17 protein-coding genes, 1 tRNA gene and 1 other RNA gene are annotated in these 19,279 nt (G+C 73.4%); 8 read left to right on the top strand and 11 right to left on the bottom strand.

What is annotated here, in order from left to right:
• Positions 1-8: 8 nt before the first annotated feature.
• The 5 genes from AB4Z02_RS05165 to AB4Z02_RS05145 form a co-directional block, all read right to left on the bottom strand.
• Positions 9-554 carry a L,D-transpeptidase family protein gene (locus AB4Z02_RS05165; RefSeq protein WP_056883034.1) on the bottom strand — a complete coding sequence of 182 codons (546 nt, stop codon included), beginning with the start codon at positions 552-554 and terminating at the stop codon, positions 9-11.
• Between the two features lie 326 nt (positions 555-880).
• Complete coding sequence (locus AB4Z02_RS05160; protein ID WP_056883033.1) at positions 881-1,840, bottom strand: M15 family metallopeptidase; 960 nt, start codon at positions 1,838-1,840, stop codon at positions 881-883.
• Between the two features lie 68 nt (positions 1,841-1,908).
• Positions 1,909-2,769, bottom strand: a complete 861-nt coding sequence (locus AB4Z02_RS05155; protein WP_056883032.1) for a LytR C-terminal domain-containing protein — start codon at positions 2,767-2,769, stop codon at positions 1,909-1,911.
• A 230-nt stretch (positions 2,770-2,999) separates the two neighbouring features.
• Positions 3,000-4,046: an aspartate-semialdehyde dehydrogenase gene (locus AB4Z02_RS05150; RefSeq protein ID WP_441969815.1), complete on the bottom strand. Its 1,047-nt coding sequence runs from the start codon at positions 4,044-4,046 to the stop codon at positions 3,000-3,002.
• A 41-nt stretch (positions 4,047-4,087) separates the two neighbouring features.
• On the bottom strand, positions 4,088-5,368 hold the full coding sequence (locus AB4Z02_RS05145; RefSeq protein WP_441969813.1) for an aspartate kinase: 1,281 nt from the start codon (positions 5,366-5,368) through the stop codon (positions 4,088-4,090).
• A 373-nt stretch (positions 5,369-5,741) separates the two neighbouring features.
• Between AB4Z02_RS05145 and AB4Z02_RS05140 the strand changes: the two genes are divergently transcribed.
• From AB4Z02_RS05140 to AB4Z02_RS05125, 4 genes are all read left to right on the top strand, one after another.
• The gene (locus AB4Z02_RS05140) at positions 5,742-7,055 is read left to right on the top strand and encodes an MFS transporter (protein ID WP_441969811.1); all 1,314 of its coding nucleotides are present in this window, start codon (positions 5,742-5,744) and stop codon (positions 7,053-7,055) included.
• An 84-nt stretch (positions 7,056-7,139) separates the two neighbouring features.
• The gene (locus tag AB4Z02_RS05135; protein WP_441969809.1) at positions 7,140-8,750 is read left to right on the top strand and encodes a B12-binding domain-containing radical SAM protein; all 1,611 of its coding nucleotides are present in this window, start codon (positions 7,140-7,142) and stop codon (positions 8,748-8,750) included.
• A gap of 99 nt (positions 8,751-8,849) precedes the next feature.
• Complete coding sequence (locus tag AB4Z02_RS05130; protein ID WP_056883027.1) at positions 8,850-9,764, top strand: ABC transporter ATP-binding protein; 915 nt, start codon at positions 8,850-8,852, stop codon at positions 9,762-9,764.
• Entirely contained in the window at positions 9,761-10,900 is a 1,140-nt protein-coding gene (locus AB4Z02_RS05125) for an ABC transporter permease (protein ID WP_441969807.1), read from the top strand. The genes AB4Z02_RS05130 and AB4Z02_RS05125 overlap by 4 nt, the downstream gene beginning before the upstream one ends.
• 25 nt (positions 10,901-10,925) lie before the next feature.
• Here the strand turns inward: AB4Z02_RS05125 and AB4Z02_RS05120 are convergent, their stop codons facing one another.
• Genes AB4Z02_RS05120 through AB4Z02_RS05105 form a run of 4 tightly spaced genes read right to left on the bottom strand, consistent with a single transcriptional unit; the run spans position 10,926 to position 15,018 of the window.
• Positions 10,926-11,477 (bottom strand): DUF5063 domain-containing protein, encoded by a 552-nt coding sequence (locus AB4Z02_RS05120; RefSeq protein WP_056883025.1) that lies wholly within the window; start codon positions 11,475-11,477, stop codon positions 10,926-10,928.
• The gene (gene recR, locus AB4Z02_RS05115; protein WP_441969804.1) at positions 11,470-12,069 is read right to left on the bottom strand and encodes a recombination mediator RecR; all 600 of its coding nucleotides are present in this window, start codon (positions 12,067-12,069) and stop codon (positions 11,470-11,472) included. Before recR ends, AB4Z02_RS05120 begins: the two co-directional genes overlap by 8 nt.
• Positions 12,070-12,095: 26 nt before the next feature.
• A complete protein-coding gene (locus AB4Z02_RS05110) occupies positions 12,096-12,650 on the bottom strand; it encodes an SRPBCC family protein (RefSeq protein WP_441969802.1) in 555 nt (184 codons plus the stop codon).
• 4 nt (positions 12,651-12,654) lie between these two features.
• On the bottom strand, positions 12,655-15,018 hold the full coding sequence (locus AB4Z02_RS05105; RefSeq protein ID WP_441969800.1) for a DNA polymerase III subunit gamma and tau: 2,364 nt from the start codon (positions 15,016-15,018) through the stop codon (positions 12,655-12,657).
• A gap of 173 nt (positions 15,019-15,191) precedes the next feature.
• Here AB4Z02_RS05105 and AB4Z02_RS05100 point away from each other — a divergent pair, with 173 nt between their 5' ends.
• Both AB4Z02_RS05100 and AB4Z02_RS05095 read left to right on the top strand, forming a co-directional pair.
• Positions 15,192-15,890 (top strand): ABC transporter ATP-binding protein, encoded by a 699-nt coding sequence (locus AB4Z02_RS05100; RefSeq protein WP_441969798.1) that lies wholly within the window; start codon positions 15,192-15,194, stop codon positions 15,888-15,890.
• Entirely contained in the window at positions 15,887-17,293 is a 1,407-nt protein-coding gene (locus AB4Z02_RS05095; protein ID WP_441969796.1) for a hypothetical protein, read from the top strand. The genes AB4Z02_RS05100 and AB4Z02_RS05095 overlap by 4 nt, the downstream gene beginning before the upstream one ends.
• Positions 17,294-17,327: 34 nt before the next feature.
• Here the strand turns inward: AB4Z02_RS05095 and ffs are convergent.
• Positions 17,328-17,426: signal recognition particle sRNA small type (ffs, locus tag AB4Z02_RS05090), an RNA gene on the bottom strand.
• A 98-nt stretch (positions 17,427-17,524) separates the two neighbouring features.
• On the opposite strand from ffs, the gene AB4Z02_RS05085 reads away from it, so the two are divergent.
• Both AB4Z02_RS05085 and AB4Z02_RS05080 read left to right on the top strand, forming a co-directional pair.
• Entirely contained in the window at positions 17,525-17,986 is a 462-nt protein-coding gene (locus AB4Z02_RS05085) for a DUF3817 domain-containing protein (protein WP_056883020.1), read from the top strand.
• Positions 17,987-18,027: 41 nt separating this feature from the next.
• Positions 18,028-18,115: transfer RNA gene (locus AB4Z02_RS05080), tRNA-Ser, on the top strand.
• A gap of 201 nt (positions 18,116-18,316) precedes the next feature.
• On the opposite strand, the gene AB4Z02_RS05075 is transcribed toward AB4Z02_RS05080, so the two are convergent.
• A complete protein-coding gene (locus tag AB4Z02_RS05075; protein ID WP_441969793.1) occupies positions 18,317-19,273 on the bottom strand; it encodes a BadF/BadG/BcrA/BcrD ATPase family protein in 957 nt (318 codons plus the stop codon).
• Positions 19,274-19,279 lie beyond the last annotated feature (6 nt).

Below are 19,279 nucleotides of genomic sequence, written 5' to 3'. Positions count from 1 at the left end.
AGCGCCACTCAGCGGATGGACATGACGGCGCCGGGCCGCTCCCACTGCATCACCGCGAGGAGCGGGCCCGCCGGCAGCGAGATGCAGCCCGCGGTGCCGTGGCCGAGGTCGACGTGGAAGAAGATCGCCGAACCCCGGCCGGGCGTGCGCGACTCGTTGTAGCCGACGACCTGGGCGTAGTCGTAGGCCGGGCTGTTGAGCAGCTCCTCGGCCGAGTCCCACCGGCCGTTGGTGGGCGTGCGCTGGTGGGTGTTGTAGAGCGAGGACCCGCTGTCGTCGACCCAGACGTCCTGGCTGTCGACACGGAACCAGCCCATGGCCAGGCCCGGGTTGGCGCGCACGCCGAAGCCGCCGCGCAGCGGGAACGTGCCGACCGGCGTGCGCAGGTCGCCCTCCCTCTTGGCCGAGCTCACCCCGTTGCGGCCGACGTGTCCCGAGTAGGGGCCCAGGGACAGCAGGTAGCGGCCGCCGGACCGTCGGCACGCGCGGACGGTCGCCGAGGACCCGGCCGAGGTGACGAGGACGACCTGCGACGCCGTGACGCCTGACGGCACCTGGCAGGTCGCGGCCGCGGGAGTTGGGGACGGCTTGGGTGCGGGCCTGCTGGATGGCTGCGCGCTCGGCCTCGTCGTCGTCGGGCGGTGCGACGGCTTGGGCCTGGGCTTCGGCTCGGGTTTGGGTTTGGGTTTGGGTGCGGGTTTCGCCCGGGTCGTCGTGGGGGTGGTCGGCGACGTCGGTGCCGGCGCGACGGTAGTCGTGCTCGAGGTGGCGCTGGGAGCAGAGGTCGTCGGCGCGGCGGCCTGTCGTTCGCCCCCACAGCCTGCGGCGCCGAGGACCGCGAGCGCGACGGTGGCCGAGACGAGCACCGGACGGATGCGGCTCATCGGTCGAAGTGCTGCAGGTCGGGGTTGCTCCACAGGCCGCCCCAGTGCAGGCCCTGGGAGGTGAACGCGCGGACGGCTGCGCTGCCGCTGGAGGAGAACACCCCGGCGGCGGGTCCGCGCCGGGTCAGCCAGTAGCGGTCGGGGTACACGGTGCCGTCGTCGGCGACATACGGGTTCTCGAAGTCGTTGACGTCGATGGCCGTGCCGTAGGCGTGCTTGCTGTAGACCTTGCTCGCCTCCTGGCCACCGACGTAGCGGCAGTTGAAGGCCGAGGTGTTGTCGGCCTCCATCGCGGCGTAGTCGTCGGCACCGGGCCCCTTGGGGTTGTGGCCCCAGCGCGAGTCCATCGGCTTCATCTGGCGGATCCGGAAGCGCTCCCCGTAGAGGCTCGTGAAGGCTGCCGCGGCCTCGTCGGCGATGGAGGCGTTGACCACCAGGGACCCGCGGGAGCGCTTGCCGTCGAACCCCCAGAAGTTCACGCGCACCCACCTCAGCTGCGTACGCCCCACCGGGCAGCCCGGGGTCCACGAGTACCCGGCCATCCGCGACCACTCCGAGTCGGGAACCGGCCCGACGGTGGCGTTGGCCCCGGAACCGACCGCCGGCTCGTTGGCGGGGAAGCGGGTGGTGGGCTCGGCACCGGCGCGCGGCACGGGCGCGAGGGAGGTCACCGGCTTCGGTGGCTGAGCGGCCGCCCGGGTGGGCAACGGCGACGCGGTACGGCGCGTGGTCCTGGTCGATGCGGTGGCCGCCTTGGTGGCCTTGGTGACCTTCGTCGGGGCCTTCGTGGCGGTCGTGGTCCTACCAGGAGGGGTCGTGGGGAATGGCGGTGTCGTGGTGTTCGTCATCGCCCCGGTGACGTCCGCCGCGGGGGACGCGGGGTCGCCTCCGCACCCGGCGACCAGGGCGAGGGGCAGCACCAGGAGGGGCACGGCATACCGGTGTGGGAGGCGCATCGGGCCACCACTGTGCCCGGTTCGTCCCCTCCGGACAACCACGGTCCGCCGCCGGGCGACGGCTCAGCTCAGCTGTCGGAGCAGGGGCGGGCGACCGTGGGCGTCGGCAGCTTGGGTCGCGCGGGCAGCGGCGGCACGTCGGCCGCGGGGGTGAGGCCGGTGTAGGCGTTGCCGATGACCAGGTCGAGGCCGGCGCCCCGGCGGTCGTCCTTGACGAGCTGCGCGCCGGGGACGTGCTGCTTGAGCAGGGCCGCGGCGAGGTCGCCGTCCTCGCCGTAGCGGATCACGGCGGTGCCGAGCTGCATGGTGCGCAGGGGGTCGTTGGAGACGTCCTTGACCTTGAAGCCGCGGGCCGCGACCTCGTCGGCGACGGTCTTGGCCAGACCGGTCTTGTAGGTCGTGTTGTAGACGTTGACCGCCACCTCGGACGGGATCGGCTTGAGCCGTGCGGGCAGCGGCACGAGGTCCTTGTAGCCCAGGCCGACGACGACGTCGACGGTGGTGCCGGTGCGGGTGTCCTCGAAGAGCTTGGCGCCGGGGATCTGGGTCGCCGTGAGCAGCGCCTGGTCGAGCCCCTGCGGCCCGTGGTGGATCACGGCCGGCGGGGTCACGTACCAGGAGTCCGGGGCGTTGCTGATGCCGCCGACGGTGAACTTGCGCTTGCCGAGGCCGGCCGCGACCTGGGCCGCGGTGCCGCTGACCCCGGTGGCGTTCATGACGTTGACCGTGAAGGACCCACGGGCCGGCGCCGGCACGATGGTGGGCTGGCAGGCCGCCTTGGGCGGGGCCGGCGTCATCCACCCGCTGGAGTAGGCAGCGGTGATGCTCGCGGTGCCGAGCAGCACCCCCGGGACGGTGACGAACAGCATGATCTGGCGCAGCCGGTGCCGCCGCCAGACGCGGGTCGGAGTGCGGTCCTCGTCGTCCATGTCTTCTGCCCCCTGGCTCATCAACGGTGGAGCCCCAATCGTCACATCAGTCACACGAGTCACATGTCAAGCGACACGCCCGCCGGCGCGTTCGTCACCGAGCCGTGACGAAGCATCCGACGAACCGACCCCACGGCCGACCCCACGGACAGTGTCCGGCATGCGCACCGGGCCCAGGGTCGGTGCCCAGCCGGTGGGACCCCACCGCTCAGCGGGTGGGACCGGCCTGCTCAGGCGGCGACGGCGAGGTCTCGGGCGACGAGCTCGGCGACCTGCACCATGTTGAGCGCCCCGCCCTTGCGCAGGTTGTCGCCGCAGATGAAGAAGTCGAGCGTGTTGGGGAAGTCGAGCGCCTGGCGCAGCCGCCCCGCGAACCGGGGGTCCGAGCCCACGGTGTCGTTGGGCGTGGGGAACTCGGTCGTCTCCGGGTCGTCGAGCACGACGACGGCCGGCGCCTCGATGAGCGCCTGCCGGGCCTCGTCGACGTCGATCGGCCGGGCGAACGTCGCGTGAACCGCCACCGAGTGCGTCGAGACGACCGGGACGCGGACGCAGGTCGCCGACACGCGCAGGTCAGGGAGGCCGAGCACCTTGCGGGTCTCGTTGCGGATCTTGAGCTCCTCGGTGGTCCAGCCATCCTCGGCCGCGGTCCCGATCCAGGGCAGCACGTTGAGGGCCAACGGTGCCGGGAAGGGCGACTCGGTGCCGAGCTCGAACTCGATGAGGCGGCGCACGTCGCCGGGCTGCTGGCCCAGCTCGCGGTGGCCGGCCACCACCTCGAGCTCGTCGTGCAGGCGCGCCATACCGGCGCGTCCTGCACCGGAGGCCGCCTGGTAGGTGGCGACGACGAGCTCGGTGAGCTCCCACCCGGTGTGCAGCACGCCGAGCGCGTCGATCATCGTCAGGGTCGTGGCACCGGGGTTGGCGATGATGCCCTTGGGGCGGTTGCGGACCTGGAGCGGGTTGACCTCCGGCACCACCAGCGGGATGTCGGGGTCGCCGCGCAGCGCCGAGCTGTTGTCGATGACGACCGCGCCACGGGCCGCCGCGACCGGGGCCCAGTGGGCGGCGACCGGTGCGGGCAGGTCGACGAGGGCGATGTCGACCCCGTCGAAGAACTCCGGCGTGAGGTGCTGGACGACGACGTCGCGACCGCAGACGGTCAGCTCGGTGCCGGCGTCCTCGGGCGCGGCGGCAGCCCGGATCTCCCCCCAGATGTCGGCCCGCATCGCAAGCACCTGCTGGGTGACCGAGCCCACCGCGCCCGTCGCACCCACCAGGGCCAGGGTCGGCCTGGGGGCCCTCGAGGCGAGTGAGCTCACCGGCCGCTGCCCCCGTAGACGACGGCTTCACCGTCGGCGGAGTCGAGCCCGAACGCCGTGTGGACCGCACGGACGGCGTCGTCGAGCACCTCCGCACGGGTGACGACGGAGATGCGGATCTCGGAGGTGGAGATCATCTCGATGTTGACGCCCGTGTCGGCCAGCGCCTTGAAGAAGGTGGCCGAGACGCCCGGGTGGGACCGCATGCCGGCACCCACGAGCGACAGCTTGCCGATCTGGTCGTCGTACTGGATCGAGCTGAACCCCACCGAGTCCTGCACCTTGCGCAGGGCCTGCACGCCGGTCTGCCCGTCGGTCTTGGGGCAGGTGAACGAGATGTCGGTCAGGCCGGTCTCGGTCGCCGACACGTTCTGGACGATCATGTCGATGTTGATCTCGGCGTCGGCGCAGGTCTGGAAGATCTCGGCGGCCTTGCCGGGGTGGTCGGGGACGCCGACGACCGTGATCTTCGCTTCGCTCCGGTCGTGGGCGACACCGGCGATGATGGGGGCTTCCACGGTGTCTCCTGCGGTGGTGGTGGTGGGGGTGTCCGTGACGATGGTGCCCTCCTTCGCGGAGAAGGAGCTGCGGACGTGGATCGGGATGCCGAAGCGGCGGGCGTACTCGACGCTGCGCAGGTGCAGCACCTTGGAGCCGGAGGCGGCGAGCTCGAGCATCTCCTCGTTGGAGATGCGGGCGATCTTGCGGGCCGCGGGGACGATGCGCGGGTCGGCGGTGAACACGCCGTCGACGTCGGTGTAGATCTCGCACACGTCGGCGCCGAGGGCGGCGGCCAGCGCGACGGCGGTGGTGTCGGTGCCACCACGGCCCAGCGTGGTGATCTCCTTGGTGTCCTGGCTGACGCCCTGGAACCCGGCGACGATGACGATGTGGCCCTTGTCGAGGGCGTCGGTCACCCGGCCCGGCGTCACGTCGATGATGCGCGCCTTGCCGTGCGAGGAGTCGGTGATGACGCCTGCCTGGCTGCCGGTGAAGGAGCGCACGGTGTAGCCGAGGTCGGCGATGGCCATGGCGACCAGCGCCATCGAGATGCGCTCACCCGCGGTGAGCAGCATGTCCATCTCGCGCGGCGGGGGCTGGGGGCTGACCTCGTTGGCGAGGTCGAGCAGCTCGTCGGTGCTGTCACCCATGGCCGACACGGCCACGCAGACGTCGTTGCCGGCCTTCTTCGCCTCGGCGATCCGGCGCGCGACCCTCTTGATGCTGGCGGCGTCAGCCAGCGATGAGCCGCCGTACTTCTGGACGACGATCGGCACGGTGGGACTCCTGGGGACCAGACGACGGTGCAGGGGGCGCACGTGGGGTCCACGTCCGCGCGGAGCGGCCAGTCTAACGACCGTCCTCATGGTGGGACGCGGCCGCCGCATACCGGACGCCGGGCCGCGCGGGCGCCGGGCCGCGCGGGCGGCAGCCACGCGGACGCCGTACCCAGCCGGGGTGGGCCGCGGTCCACGGATTCACCTGCTCGTTCGAGCGGCACGAGGCCCCCGTGCCGTTTACAGTGCAACCTGCTGCACCGTAGGCGGAATGTGGCTCCTCCGGCTTCGCGTCGAGGCGCCGCGGGTCAAGCAGGGGCCCCGCCGATGCCATCGCGCACGCAGCGGGTTGGACATGTCAGGGGTTGTGACCATGGGTGCCAGGAGCCGAGGCCGTGGCGCGCTCTGGCGCATCCGCGACCTGCGCGTCATCCTCCCGGCCCGGGTCCTGTCCTACACCGGCGACACCCTCACGCTGTTCGCGCTGACCCTCCGGGTGCACGACGAGGGGGGCGGCGCCAGCGGTATGGCACTGCTCCTCGCCGCCTTCGCCCTGCCGATGGCGCTCACCGTGGGGATCGCCGGGCACGTCGCCGACCGCTGCGACTCCCGGCGGGTCCTGGTCACCGCCTCGCTCGTGCAGGCCGCCGCCCTGGCCGGCCTCGTGCTGACCGGCACCGGACCGCAGATGTACCTCTTCGTCATCGCCCTGCAGCTCGGCCAGTCCTTCGCCAACCCGACCTGGGCCGCGCTGCTGCCGCGAGCCGTCGGCGAGCACAACCTGGGCCGGGCCACGGCCGTCCAGCAGGGGGCGCTCGCCGTCACCGGCGTGGTCGGTGCCGCGGTGGCCGGCGTGAGCGCCGGTCACTTCGGTCACGACGCACCCCTGTGGATCGCCCTCGGCGCCTTCGTGGCCCTCGCCGCCGCCGCAGCCGCCGTGCGGACCCGACGGCGCGGTGACCGGCACGCCGCCCCGCTCACCCTCGCCGCCCAGGTCTGGTCGGCGGCGGGCTTCCGGGTGCTGCACGCCGACCCCGTCAGCTGGACCCTGCTGTCGTCGATGGTGCCCTTCGTGCTGGCCCTGGAGACGGCCAACGTGCTCGAGGTCTTCCTCGTCCGGGACAGCCTCGACGCGTCGACGACCGTCTTCGGCCTGGTCCAGGCCGCGAGCGCCGCCGGCACCGTGGCCGGCGCCGCCTGGGCCTCCCAGATGCGCACCGAGCGCTCACGCGTGCGCCTGGCGATCGGCGGCGTGGCGGGGGCCGGCGCGTCCATGCTCGTGGCGGGCGCCGCTCCCGACGAGCTGGTGCTCGCCCTCTCCTTCGCGGGGATCGGGGTGTTCGTGATGGCCTCGACGGTGTGCCTCTGGCCGGTGCTGCTCACGCGCACCGTCGAGGCCGACCGGGGCAAGGTCAGTGCCGCGGCGAACGGCGCCAGCCGCCTCGCGTCGATGGTCGCCCTCGGCCTGGGCGCGCTCGCCGGTGGCTACCTCGGCCCCCGGTGGTCGTTCGCGCTCGCCGGGCTCACCGCCCTCGCGGTGGCCGCGCGCAGCTGGCACCACCTCGACGTCGTGCTGCTGGCCGGTGCGGCGACGCCCACCGACGCCCGCACCGACATCCCCGGCGACGCCGGCGCCGAAGCCCGGTCGGACCGGCCTGCGGAGTGGTCGGACCGCCGTACGGAGTGAACGTGCGACGATCCCGGCGCACCACCCGGGCGCCCGCCCGACACCACCGCTGACCGAACCCGACAGGGAGGACGAGCCCGAGCCATGCGCAGCCAGACACCGGCCCCGGCGATGCGGGCCGACCTCGGCGGGATGCGGGTCGCCCTGGTGCACGCCAACCCCTGGCAGACCTGGCGGCCGGTGCCCCCGTACGGCCTGTACCGGCTCCGCACCGCCCTCGAGGACTCCGGCGCGGTCGTGACGATCGTGGACCCGTACCTCGAACGGCCGGAGGACGAGGCCGAGGGGCACCTCACCACCCGCCTGCGCGAGCTGGCCCCCGACCTCGTCGGCTTCTCGCTGCGCGTCGTCGACACCCTGGTCCCGGTGGAGACCACGGACGGCGCCGACACCTCCAGCGACAGCACCCCGCTCCTGCGCCAGATCCGGGGCCTCGTGGACGCCGCGAGGCGCGGCGCCCCGGACGCCACCTTCGTCGTGGGCGGCGCGGCGTTCCCGACGGCACCGCAGATGCTCCTCGACGCGCTCGGCGTCGACCTCGGCATCCTCGGCAACGGCGAGGCCGCGGTCGTCGACCTCGCGCACCGGATCCGGACGTCGGCACCCCTGTCGGGGGTCGACGGCCTGGTCCACCGGGGCTGCACGCTGCCGGTGCGCCCCGCAACCGCCGCCCTGGCGACGACCACGCGGCGCGACCCGTTGTTCGCCCCGGTCTTCTCGGCCCCGGTCCGCACCCGCACCGGCTGCGGGATGTTCTGCTCCTACTGCACCTCGTCCAACACCTCCGGCGTCAACGCCAACTACTCCCTCGACCTCGTCCTCGACGAGATCGGCGAGGTCGTCGACCGGTCCCGGGAGATCGGGGTCGTCGGCGACATCCACTTCGCCGACGAGGAGCTCAACCTGCCCACCGAGGACCACGCCGTCGCGGTGCTGCAGGGCATCGTCGACCGCGGCTACGCACCCGACCTGCGGTGGTCCGGATACCTCAACCCGCGCCCGTTCTCCGACCGGTTGGCCGAGCTCGTCAAGGCCACCAACGGCTTCCCGGAGATCACGGTCGACTCGGCGGTCGACAGCGTCCTGCTGGCCAACCGCCGACCGGTGCGACGGCGCCACCTCGACCAGCTCGTCGACGTCCTGGTGCGGCACGAGGTCACCTCCGTGCTCAACATCATGTTCGGCATGCCCGGCGAGACCTGGGAGACCGCGCTGGAGACGGTCGCCTGGGCCCGCCAGGTGCCCGAGGCGGTGCAGGTGACGTGGGGCGTCGGGGTGCGGATCCTGCCCGGCCTGCCCGTGTCCAGGATCGCCGCGGTCGAGCCCCAGCACGTGTATGCCGGCGCGGGGCCGAGCTTCGAGGAGCCCAGCCTCTACTGCCCGCTCGGCCCGCCGCGGGCGGTGGGCCGCCGGCTCAACGAGCTGCTCGGCGGCCGTCCCAACGTCCACGGCATCCCCTCGGGCGAGAGCATCTGGAAGAGCACCGGCGTCATCGCGGTCGCCTACCGTCTGGTCGCGGCCGGCGTCGACGTCGACACCTGGGTGCGTGAGGTCGTCGACGTCGCGAGCACAGCGGGGCCGGTCTCGACCCGGCTCCTGAAGTCCGTCGACCTCATCGCGCGGTGGAACGACCGGCCGGACCTCGCGGCGGCGACCCCCCTGTCCCCCGCCCCCGCGCCGCCGGTCCACCGGTAGACGCCGGCCGGGCTGGGCCGGTCGGTGGGGCGGTCGCCGGTTCGGCACCACTTCGCCGAAAGCCGCGTCGGGGCCGCGCCCAGGCACTACCTTCCCCCCATGACCATCGAGGTACAGGGGGTCCGCCGCGCGTTCGGCGACGTCCTCGCGGTCGACAGCATCAGCCTCACCGCCAACCCCGGTGAGGTCACTGCGCTGATCGGTCCCAACGGCTCCGGCAAGACCACGCTGCTGCTCATGCTCGCGACCCTCCTGGTCCCGGACCAGGGTGCGATCCGCATCGACGGGCTCGACCCCGTCACGCAGCCCACCGAGGTGCGTGCGCGGATCGGGTGGATGCCCGACGGGTTCGGCACGTGGGACGCGCTCACGGTGAGGGAGGTGCTGCTCACCGTCGCTGCGGCGTACCGGATCGCGCCCGACCGGGCGCGCACCCGCACCGACGCGCTCCTGGCCACCGTGCACCTCGAGGACCTCGCCGACCGCCGGGCGCGCGTCCTGTCGCGCGGCCAGAAGCAGCGCCTCGGCCTGGCCCGGGCGCTCATCAACGACCCGAGCGTCCTCCTGCTCGACGAGCCGGCCTCCGGCCTCGACCCCCGCAGCCGTATCGAGCTGCGCGACGTCCTGCGCGGCCTCGCCGCCCAGGGCAAGACCGTCCTGGTGTCCAGCCACATCCTCACCGAGCTGCAGGAGGTGGCCGACCGCGCCGTCATCGTCGCGCGCGGCCGCAGCCTGGAGACCCAGCGCCTCGACGACGAGCACGCGCTGACGGCCACGGCGTCGTGGCGCATCGACTCCCTCGACCTCGAGGGCCTCACGGCCTGGCTGGCCGACCACCACGTGCCCGCGCGTCGCGTCGGCGGCGGGCTCACCGAGGTGGAGGTGGCCGGCGAGGAGAACGCCGCCCGGCTGCTCGCCGACCTCGTCCGCGACGGCATCCGCGTCACCGGCTACGCGCGCAGCCAGGGCGCCCTCGAGTCGGCCTACCTCGCAGCGACGGAGGACCGGCGATGAGCTGGCACGGGATCAGGACGGTCGCCGCCCTCGAGCTGCGCCAGCGGGTGCGCACCTCCAAGTGGCCGGTGGTCCTCGGCATCTGGGTCGCGGTGATCGCTCTCGTGGCGTTCCTCGCCTACTACGCCACCAACGACGAGCAGCTGCGCTCCGGCGAGGCGATGTACGACGTCGTCGTCTTCTTCGTCCTCGGCCTGGCCATGCTCATCGTGCCCTCGCTCACCGCGACCTCGGTCAACGGGGACCGCGAGCACGGGGTGCTCGCCACGCTGCAGACCACGCTGCTCACGCACTGGGACATCGTGCTCGGCAAGCTGGTGGCCGCCTGGGCGCTGTCGATGGCGTTCCTCGTCAGCGCGCTGCCGTTCATGGCCTGGGCCTTCTTCGAGGGCGGCGTCTCGTTCGGCCGGATCCTGCTGTCACTGCTGGTGCTCGTGCTCGTGCTCGCCGTCATCTGCACGGTCGGGTTGATGTTCTCGACCCTGACGGCCCGGCCCATCGCGTCGGCGGTGCTGACCTACCTGGCCATGGGTGCGCTCGTCTTCGGGACGACCATCGGCTTCGCCCTGTCGGCGTTCCTCGTCACCGACAAGGAGCAGCAGACGGTCTTCGGGATCCCCGACAACTGGTACGACACGCACCAGCCGCCGAACGTCGACCCCTCCGACCCGACGCTGACGCAGGAGCAGATCGACCAGCTCATGAAGGCCGGTCAGCCCACCCGGGCCGACTGCACGACCTTCACGCGGACCACCGACGTGGCCCACACCGAGCGGATCTGGTGGATGCTCCCGCTCAACCCGTTCGTCGTCGTCGCCGACGCGGCCCCGTCCAAGCCCCGCCCGCCGCAGCGGAACGAGGTGTCCACCTCCGCCGGCTTCACACCGATGCGCTGGATCAGCGGCGGGGCGAGGCTGGCGCGCAACGGCCCCGGCGGCGTCAGCGACGAGTGCTGGGTGGACGAGGCGAGCAGCTACAGCAACCAGGACCCCATCGAGAAGGCGCTGGGCACCGCCCCGGTCTGGCCCTACGGGCTGGCCTTCCTGCTCCTCGCAGGCACCGGCGCCGCGACCGTGGCCGGGCGCCGGCTGCGCACCCCGGTCCGCCGGCTGCCGAACGGGACCCGGATCGCCTGAGGAGGCGCGGTCGAGCCACCCAGCGTCAGGGGTGCAGCGCGTCGAACTCCGCCTCGGAGATGGTCTCCGCGTCGGCGTCGAGGCGGATGTGGCTGAGCAGCGACTGGAGCACGCGCAGCGCTGAGGCGGCACGCTCGCCCCAGTCGGACAGGTAGCTGAACTGCCACCACCACAGGGCCTCGGACAGCCGGCCCTCGTCGAAGTGGCGCAGCCCGTGCGACAGGGCGCCGGCGACCACGGCGACGTCGTTGGACAGGGAACCGGTGGTCAGCTCGGGCGAGGTCACCGGGTCGACGACGTCGGCGTACTCGTCGAGGCCCTCGAACAGGTTGGCGAACCCGGTGCGCAGCGGGTCGAGCTCGGCCTCGGTGGTGTCGGCCTCGAAGCGCTCCGCGGGCACGATGTCCTGGATCGCTGCGAGCCGCGTGCCCATGACCAGGGCCTGCGAGAGCGCCAGCAGCGTCATGGGGATGGCCGCGTCGGGCGCCGACCCTGACGCCACCTCCGTCACGGTGGCCAGGTAGTGCCGCGCGTCGCCGGCAGACTCGTCGGCCAGCACCTTGAGGTCCTCAGACATCGAGCAACCGCCTTCCTTCGAACGCGCGGCCGAGGGTGACCTCGTCCGCGTACTCCAGGTCTCCACCCACCGGCAGGCCCGAGGCGAGCCGGGTGACCTTGAGCCCCATCGGACGCAGGAACCGGGCGAGGTAGCTCGCCGTGGCCTCGCCCTCGAGGTTGGGGTCGGTGGCGATGATGACCTCGGTGACCTCGCCGGACGCGAGCCGGGTCATGAGCTCCTTGATGCGCAGGTCGTCGGGGCCGACGCCCTCGATGGGGCTGATCGCGCCGCCGAGCACGTGGTAGCGACCGCGGAACTCGCGCGTCCGCTCGATGGCGACGACGTCCTTCGGCTCCTCGACGACACAGATCGAGCTGGCGTCGCGGCGGGGGTCGGCGCAGATCTTGCACTGATCACCCTCGGCGACGTTGCCGCACGTGGCGCAGAAGCGGACCTTGGCCTTGACCTCGGTCAGCGCGTCGACCAGCCGCTTCACGTCGACGGCGTCGGACTGCAGGAGGTGGAAGGCGATGCGCTGGGCGCTCTTGGGGCCGACCCCGGGCAGCCGCCCGAGCTCGTCGATCAGGTCCTGGACCACGCCTTCGTACACACGGGTGAGCCTATGCCCTGACGGTGTCAGCCACCGGCCGGTGGGGCCTCGGACACCGCCCGGACGCGCTCGCGCAGCCCGGCCGCTAGGCCCATCACCGTCAGCTGGTCGACGAGGCCGCCGAACCGCGCGGCGAGCAGCGGGTGCCGCACCGGTGCCATGCGCAGCCGCAGGTGCAGGCGGGTGCCCCCGCCGTCCTCGGGCCGGAGGCGCAGGCACCAGGTCAGGCGGGTGTGTCCCCGGGTGGAGGTGTGGAGCAGGTGCTGCGACGGCTCGAGCGAGGCCACCGTGAACGTGGCGTCGCGGCCGCCCCAGTCGGGGATGACGTCACCCACGGCCAGGTGCGCGAGCCGGTCGTCGAGGTGCCGCAGGCCCCTGCGCGACGGCGGGACGACCCGCTCGAGGAAACCCGGCAGGTACCAGCCGGCCCTCCGCTTGCCGAGCTGCACCAGCCACGGCCAGACCGCATCCGGGGGTGCCGGCAGGCTGAACGCGCGGTCCATGACCACGTCCGCCGGGTCGACGAGCTCGTCGCCGGGGAGGGTGGCGGCTCGTTCGGCGGCGGTCGGCCGGGTCAGCACGGGCTCAGCCCTCGTCGATGACCCTGCCGCCGAGGATGCGCTCGATGACGGGGCGACCCACGTCGCCGACCGCCTCGATGTCCTCGTCGTCGTCGCTGGCGGCGCTGTCGTCGGCCACGTAGGTCTCCGGCTTGCGCTCGGGCTCCTCGGCGGCGACCTCGGCCTTGGCTCGGGCCAGCAGGGAGCCGGTCGGGGCGGGGGCCACGGCGACGGCCGGCGCTCCCTGGGAACCCGGTGCGCCGGGGCCGGGCTCGGTCGCCCACGAGGGGCCGCTTCCCGGCGCGGAGGCGGCGCCGGCCCAGCCTCCGTCTCCGGACTCGGGCGTGGGCGCCACCGCACCGGTGGCTGCGTAGGCGGCGGCTGCGCGTCCGCCTGCGTCACCGGAGGAGGATGCCCCGCCGCTGGAGTGCCCGCTGCTTGCCGGACCGGAGGCACCGGCCCCGGCCATGGGTCCGCCTCCCGCCTCGGGTCCCGAGGACGACGCTCCGGAACCCGGCTCGTGGAAGCCTTGGGAGGTCTCCTCGCGACCGACCACCGGGTGGGACTCGCCGCTGGGGGCCGACAGGCGGGCGTCGGGGACCGGGATGCCCTCGACACGGGCGTCGACGCCGAGCACGTCGATGAGTGCCTGGCGGACGAGGTCGGCGTGGGGGCCGTGCCGGAAGGTGTTGGCGATGCCGACGGTCGAGATGCCGAGGATGACCCGGCGACCGTCGAACTCGTGGACGGTCGCGTGCTCCGACAGCAGCGTCCAGGTCGTGCGCTTGTGCTTGAAGATCCAGGCCAGGATGTCCGGCCACGCGCGACGGATGGCGGCAGTGTCGAGGCCACCGGCCTGCGGCCGACCGGACTCCTGCGGCTCAGGCTGGGCCGGTGCGTGCTGGACCGGTGCCTGCTGGACCGTTGCCTGCGGGACGCGCTCGGGCTCCACTGACGCGACCGGCCCGGGACGGGACTGCTGAACCGGCTCCAGTCGGGACTGCTGCGACTGCTCGGCCGCCGAGGTCGCCGCGGCCGGCTCCGGCACTGCGGCGGTCTCCGGCGCTGGGGACGACTTCGGCACGGCTGGGGGTTCCGGCGAGGACGACTCCGGCACCCGGACGCTCGAGGGCGCGGACAGCGGGGTGGCGGGTACGGGCTCTGGGGCGGCGGCGGACGCAACCGGCTGGACCGGCGCCTGAGCGCGGGCGGCCACGGTGGGCACGCCCTCGACGTCGAGGCGACGCTCGAGGCGGTCGAGGCGTGCGGCGTACCCGCTCTCGCCGGACGCACCCGGGAGCAGGACACGGGCGCAGATGAGCTCGAGCTGCAGGCGGGGCGCCGTGGCGCCGGTCATCTCGGTGAGGCCGGCGTTGACGATGTCGGCGGCCCGCGACAGGGCGCCGTTGCCGAACGCCGCCGCCTGCTCGCGCATCCGCTCGAGCTGGTCCTCCGGCAGGCCGCGCAGGACCGAGGAGGCACCGTCGGGCACGGCCGCGACGACGATGAGGTCACGCAGCCGCTCGAGCAGGTCCTCGACGAACCGGCGGGGGTCGAGCCCGGTCTCGATGACCCGGTCGACCTGGTGGAACACCCCGGCGGCGTCACCCACGGCGAAGGCGTCGATGGTGGCGTCGAGCAGCTCGCCGTCGGTGAACCCGAGCAGGGCCGCGGCGCTCTCGTAGGTGAGGCCCTCGTCGGTGGACCCGGCGATGAGCTGGTCGAGCACGGACAGGGAGTCACGGACCGAGCCGCCGCCGGCGCGGGTGACGAACGACAGCACCCCCGGCGCCACGGCGACGCCCTCCTGCTCGCACAGCCGCTGCATGTAGTCGGACAGCTGGCCCGGCGGCACGAGGCGGAAGGGGTAGTGGTGCGTGCGGCTGCGGATGGTGCCGATGACCTTCTCGGGCTCGGTCGTCGCGAAGACGAACTTCACGTGCTCCGGCGGCTCCTCGACGATCTTGAGCAGGGCGTTGAAGCCCTGCGGGGTGACCATGTGGGCCTCGTCGATGATGTAGATCTTGAAGCGGCTCTGCGCCGGGCCGTAGGACGCGCGCTCGCGCAGGTCGCGGGCGTCGTCGACACCACCGTGGCTGGCGGCGTCGATCTCGATGACGTCGACCGAGCCGGAGCCGCCTCGGGCCAGCGCCACGCACGACTCGCACACGCCACACGGGTCGGGGGTCGGGCCCTGCTCGCAGTTGAGGCAGCGCGCCAGGATGCGGGCGCTGGTGGTCTTGCCGCAGCCGCGGGGGCCGGAGAACAGGTAGGCGTGGTTGACGCGGCCGGTGCGCAGCGCCTGCATGAGCGGCTCGGTGACGTGCTCCTGCCCGATGACGTCGGCGAAGGACTCGGGCCGGTAGCGGCGGTACAGGGCGGTGCTCACGAGGGGAACCCTAGTCGCCGCGCCTGACACGAGGCACCCGCCGCCGAGAGCTCCGCAGGGGCCCGTGCCGGACTGGTCCCCGCGCCAACCCCGGGCTCCCTGAACCGTTCCTGAGGCTGCCGGCACGGCCGCCCGCGACCCGGTGACACACTGGCCGGTGACGAGGGAGGTCCATGTTCGGACGACGAGCTCAGGCCGGCGACGCGGTCACCGCCACGGGTGACGGCACCCCTGCCGCACCGGTCACCATCAAGGTGTCCAAGGCCGGCAAGGACATCGAGGGGGCGGTGCTGCTGGCGCCGGTCAGCCTCACCGTCCGCTCGGGCCGGTGCGTCGTGCTGCGCGGCGCCAACGGCAGCGGCAAGACGACCCTGCTCAAGATCCTCGCCGGCGCCCTCGAGCCCTCCACCGGCACCGCCACCCTCGACGACGGACCCCTCGACGAACGCCACGCGGCGACCCGCGCGCGGGTCGCGGCGCTGGTCGGCTCGCCCACGGCATACCGCGACCTCACGCTCATCGACCACCTCGTGCTCATCGACTCGACGTGGGGCGGGGCGATCGACACCGCCGACGAGCGGGCCGACGCGATGCTGGCCACCCTCGAGATCGACCACCTCTCCGAGCGGTTCCCCCACGAGCTCTCCTCCGGGCAGCAGCAGCTCTTCCACCTCGCGATGGTGCTGTTCCGGCCGTCCCAGGTGCTGCTGCTCGACGAGCCCGAGCAGCGCCTCGACACCCACAAGCGCGAGCTGCTCACCGAGATCCTGCGCGCGCGCAAGGCCTCCGGCACGGCGCTCGTCGTCGCCTGCCACGACCCGGTGATGACCTCGGCGCTGGCCGACAAGGTCCTCGACATCACCGGCGCATGAGCGCGACCACCACCCCGGCCAGCGCGCCCACCACCGACCGCGAGCGCCTCGCGCAGGCGCGCGAGGTGATCCACGGCGGCGAGGCCGACCGGAGCGCGGGCAACGCGGTGTACGCCGCCTACGTCGCCGTCATCGCCTCCCTGGTCTACGGGGTCCCGGCCTCGCGCGCGTTCTTCATCTTCGTCGACCCGGCCTGGCTGTCGCGCCACCTCACGGGGGTGCAGGGGGTGCTGGTCATCGGCGCCGTCGTGCTCGCCCTGGTGCTGCTCGCGTTCCGCGTCGGGTCGATCCGCGGACCGGTGGTGCCCGACCTGCCCTACCTCGACCACGTCGCGACGAGCGCGCTCGACCGCGCGGTGGTCCTGCGGCGCTGGTGGCGCCTCAGCTTCCTGGCCTGCCTGCTCGGCGGGCTGCTCACCGGCGCGGTGGTCGGCACCGGCATGGTCGTGGCCAAGGTCGCCTCGCCGCTCGCGCTGCTGCCCTCCACGCTGGGCGGAATCCTGCTCGGCCTCGCCGTCGCCGGCGCGTGGCTGTGGGGCCAGGTGCGCTCGTGGCCGACCGGCATGCGGGGGCCCTCGACGGTCCTGCGCGAACGGCGGTCGCTGCGCGCCCTGCACCACGTCGGCCTGCGCACCCAGTCGGCCCGGGCGGTCACCGTCGGTGGCGCCGTCCTCGCCGGCGACCTGCGCGCCGCACGACTCGACGTCGCGGCGCCCAACACCCGCCTGCGCCGCACCCGCCTTCGCGCCCACGGGCCGGTCGGTGTCGTCGCCGCGCGCGACGCCCTGGGCCTGCGCCGCTCCCCCGGGGCGGTCGTGGCCGGCCTGGTCCTCACCGTCGGAGGCTCCTGGGCGCTGGCCCACTCCACGACCCCGGGCGTACCCAGCATCGTCGCCTTCGTGGGCATCCTCGCCGCCTACCTCGGGTACGGCGCGTGGTCGGAGGGTGTGCGCCTGCAGGGCGACAACGCCGGGACGCCGGCGCTCATCGGGCTGCCGTTCCGCGACGAGGCCAGGGCCCACCTGCTCGTGCCGTCGGCCCTGTACGCCGTCGTGGCCCTCCTCACCGGGGCGGTCACCACGATCACGTCCCCGTCGGCAGGGACCACCGCGATCTGGTGGCCGCTGGCCGTGACCGGGCTCGTCGCCGCGGCGCACCTCATGGCGGCGTTCCGCGGGCTGCCGCCGGTGTCGCTGTTCTCGGGTGGCTCGGCCGTCATCTCGGTCGTGTTCTGGTACTCACGGCCGCTGCTGCTCGCCGTCGTCGGTGTCGTCGCGGCGACTGCGGCCCTGGGGCGTTCGGGGGTCGGCCACGGGCTCGTGGTGCTGGTGCTCTTCACCGCCGGCACCGCGATCTTCGGGATGCGCCGCGTACGCCGCCTCGACGAGGCCCACCGCGCCTGACCTCCGCGCGGGCTCAGGGCGTGAGGCGCCCGGGAACACAGGGACACCCCGCGTACCTGGAAGAGCTCTCCTACCCTTGCTGCATTCCTGCCCTGGGGGAGTTCGGAGAGGTACCACCACGCGGGGTGCCGGTCGCCAGTGTAGACGGGGCCGTGCCGTGGCAGCCAATCCCCTCTTGAGACAATGGGCCGACATCCCCCGCACGTCGTCCGCACCGACCCCGGAGCCCCCATGTCACCGCTCGTCCTCTTCCGCCGCCTCGCCGTCGCCGAGGCCACGACCTGGGCCCTGCTGTTGCTCGGGATGGTGCTCAAGTACGCCACCCGCACCACCGAGCTGGGCGTGCAGGTGTTCGGCATGCTGCACGGCATCGTGTTCATCGCCTACTGCCTCGGCACGCTGTTCGTCGCCGTGAACCAGCGCTGGTCGGCGGGCGTGACGCTGCTCGGGCTCGCCAGCGCCGTACCGCCGTTCATGACCGTGTGGTTCGACTGGCGGGCCGAGCGCCGCCACCTGCTCGAGGGCGGCTGGCGGCTCTCCGTCGGGGGCGAGACCCCGCGTTCGCTGCCCGAGAGGGTGCAGGCGCGCATGCTCGCCCGACCCCTCGCCGCGGCCGCCGTGGCGCTCCTCGCGGTGGCTGCGCTGACCACTCTCGCGCTGCTCGTGGGACCCCCGGCAGGCTCCCCCAGCTGACGATTTCAGGACCGGGCCCCCGCCCGTGTAGCCTCGCCCGCGGAGGATTCGCATAGTGGCCTAGTGCGCACGCTTGGAAAGCGTGTTGAGTGAAAGCTCTCAGGGGTTCGAATCCCCTATCCTCCGCCACACGAGATGGCCCCCAAGCTTGCGCGGGGGCCTTTCTCATGTGCGGAGGTAGGTGGTGACGGGAGCCTGAGCGGGCGGCGAGGAACGAGCCGGCCGCGAAGGCGGGTCCCCTATCCTCCGCCACACGAGATGGCCCCCAAGCTTGCGCGGGGGCCTTTCTCCTTGCCCTTCTTGCTCGCCCCACGGGCCGTTCGTGGGGTGTCAGCCGATGAGCAGGTATGACGCGTGCGTGGGGAGGCCGCCCGTCTCCACGAGGTGGGCACCCAGCAGCCGGGCGCCGTCGAGCGCGCTGCCCTCGGCCGCGGTGAGCGCCCGCCCGTCGCGAGCGAGCCGCTGCTCCAACGCTTCCCGCACGGGTGTGGCACCGAGCACCCCTCCGGTCGCGGCCAGTACGGGGTCGGGCAGGCCCGCCGCCGCGGCGAGCAGCGCGTCGCCCAGTCCCTCTCCCCCTCGGGTGCACAGGTCGGCGCAGACCGGGTCGGTGGCTGCCGCGTCCGCGACGGCGGGGGCGAATTCTGCCAGCCGCTCGGGGGCGTCGGGCGCGTTCATCACCTGCCGCGGCCACGTCGCCGGCTCACCGAACGCCGCCGTACTCGACCGCAGCAGCGCCCGCGAACCCGAAGGCAGTCCGTCGTGTGCGCGCAGGGCCGCCCGCAGTCCCTCGAGGCCGAGCCAGGCAGCCGAACCCACGTCGCCGAGCACGTGGCCCCAGCCGTCGACCCGACGCCAGGTCTCGGCGAAGTCCGTGCCGAACGCGACCGCCCCGGTCCCGGCCGCAACCACGGCTCCGGGGCGCAGGCCGCCGAGGGCGCCCACGAGGTTGGCGACGGCGTCGCTGACGACGACGGTGCGCGCGGCTCTGAGGGTCGACCGCACCGTACGCAGCACCTCGTCTCGGTCGGCGAGGAAGAGCAGCCCACGCATCGACCACACCACGACGTCGGGGGCTCCGTCCTCCAGCACTTGCGCGAGCAGACCCCGGGCCGCGAGCGCCAGGGTCGGCACGTCGATCCCGCCGGGCTGGATACGCACCCCGGGGGCAGTGCGCACCGGGCCGGTCTGCCTACCGCGCAGCACCTGCACCCGCAGGCCGGAGCCGCCGATGTCGACCGCGGCGACACAGGCGTCGACGGCCGCGACCCAGGCCCCGTTGCTCACGCGGGC

Origin of the sequence: Pedococcus sp. 2YAF34, assembly GCF_052114585.1 — a bacterium.
In the GTDB taxonomy this organism is placed as follows: domain Bacteria; phylum Actinomycetota; class Actinomycetes; order Actinomycetales; family Dermatophilaceae; genus Pedococcus.
Note: the sequence above shows the minus strand (reverse complement) of the source record. Positions and strands in the feature narration are given on the sequence as shown.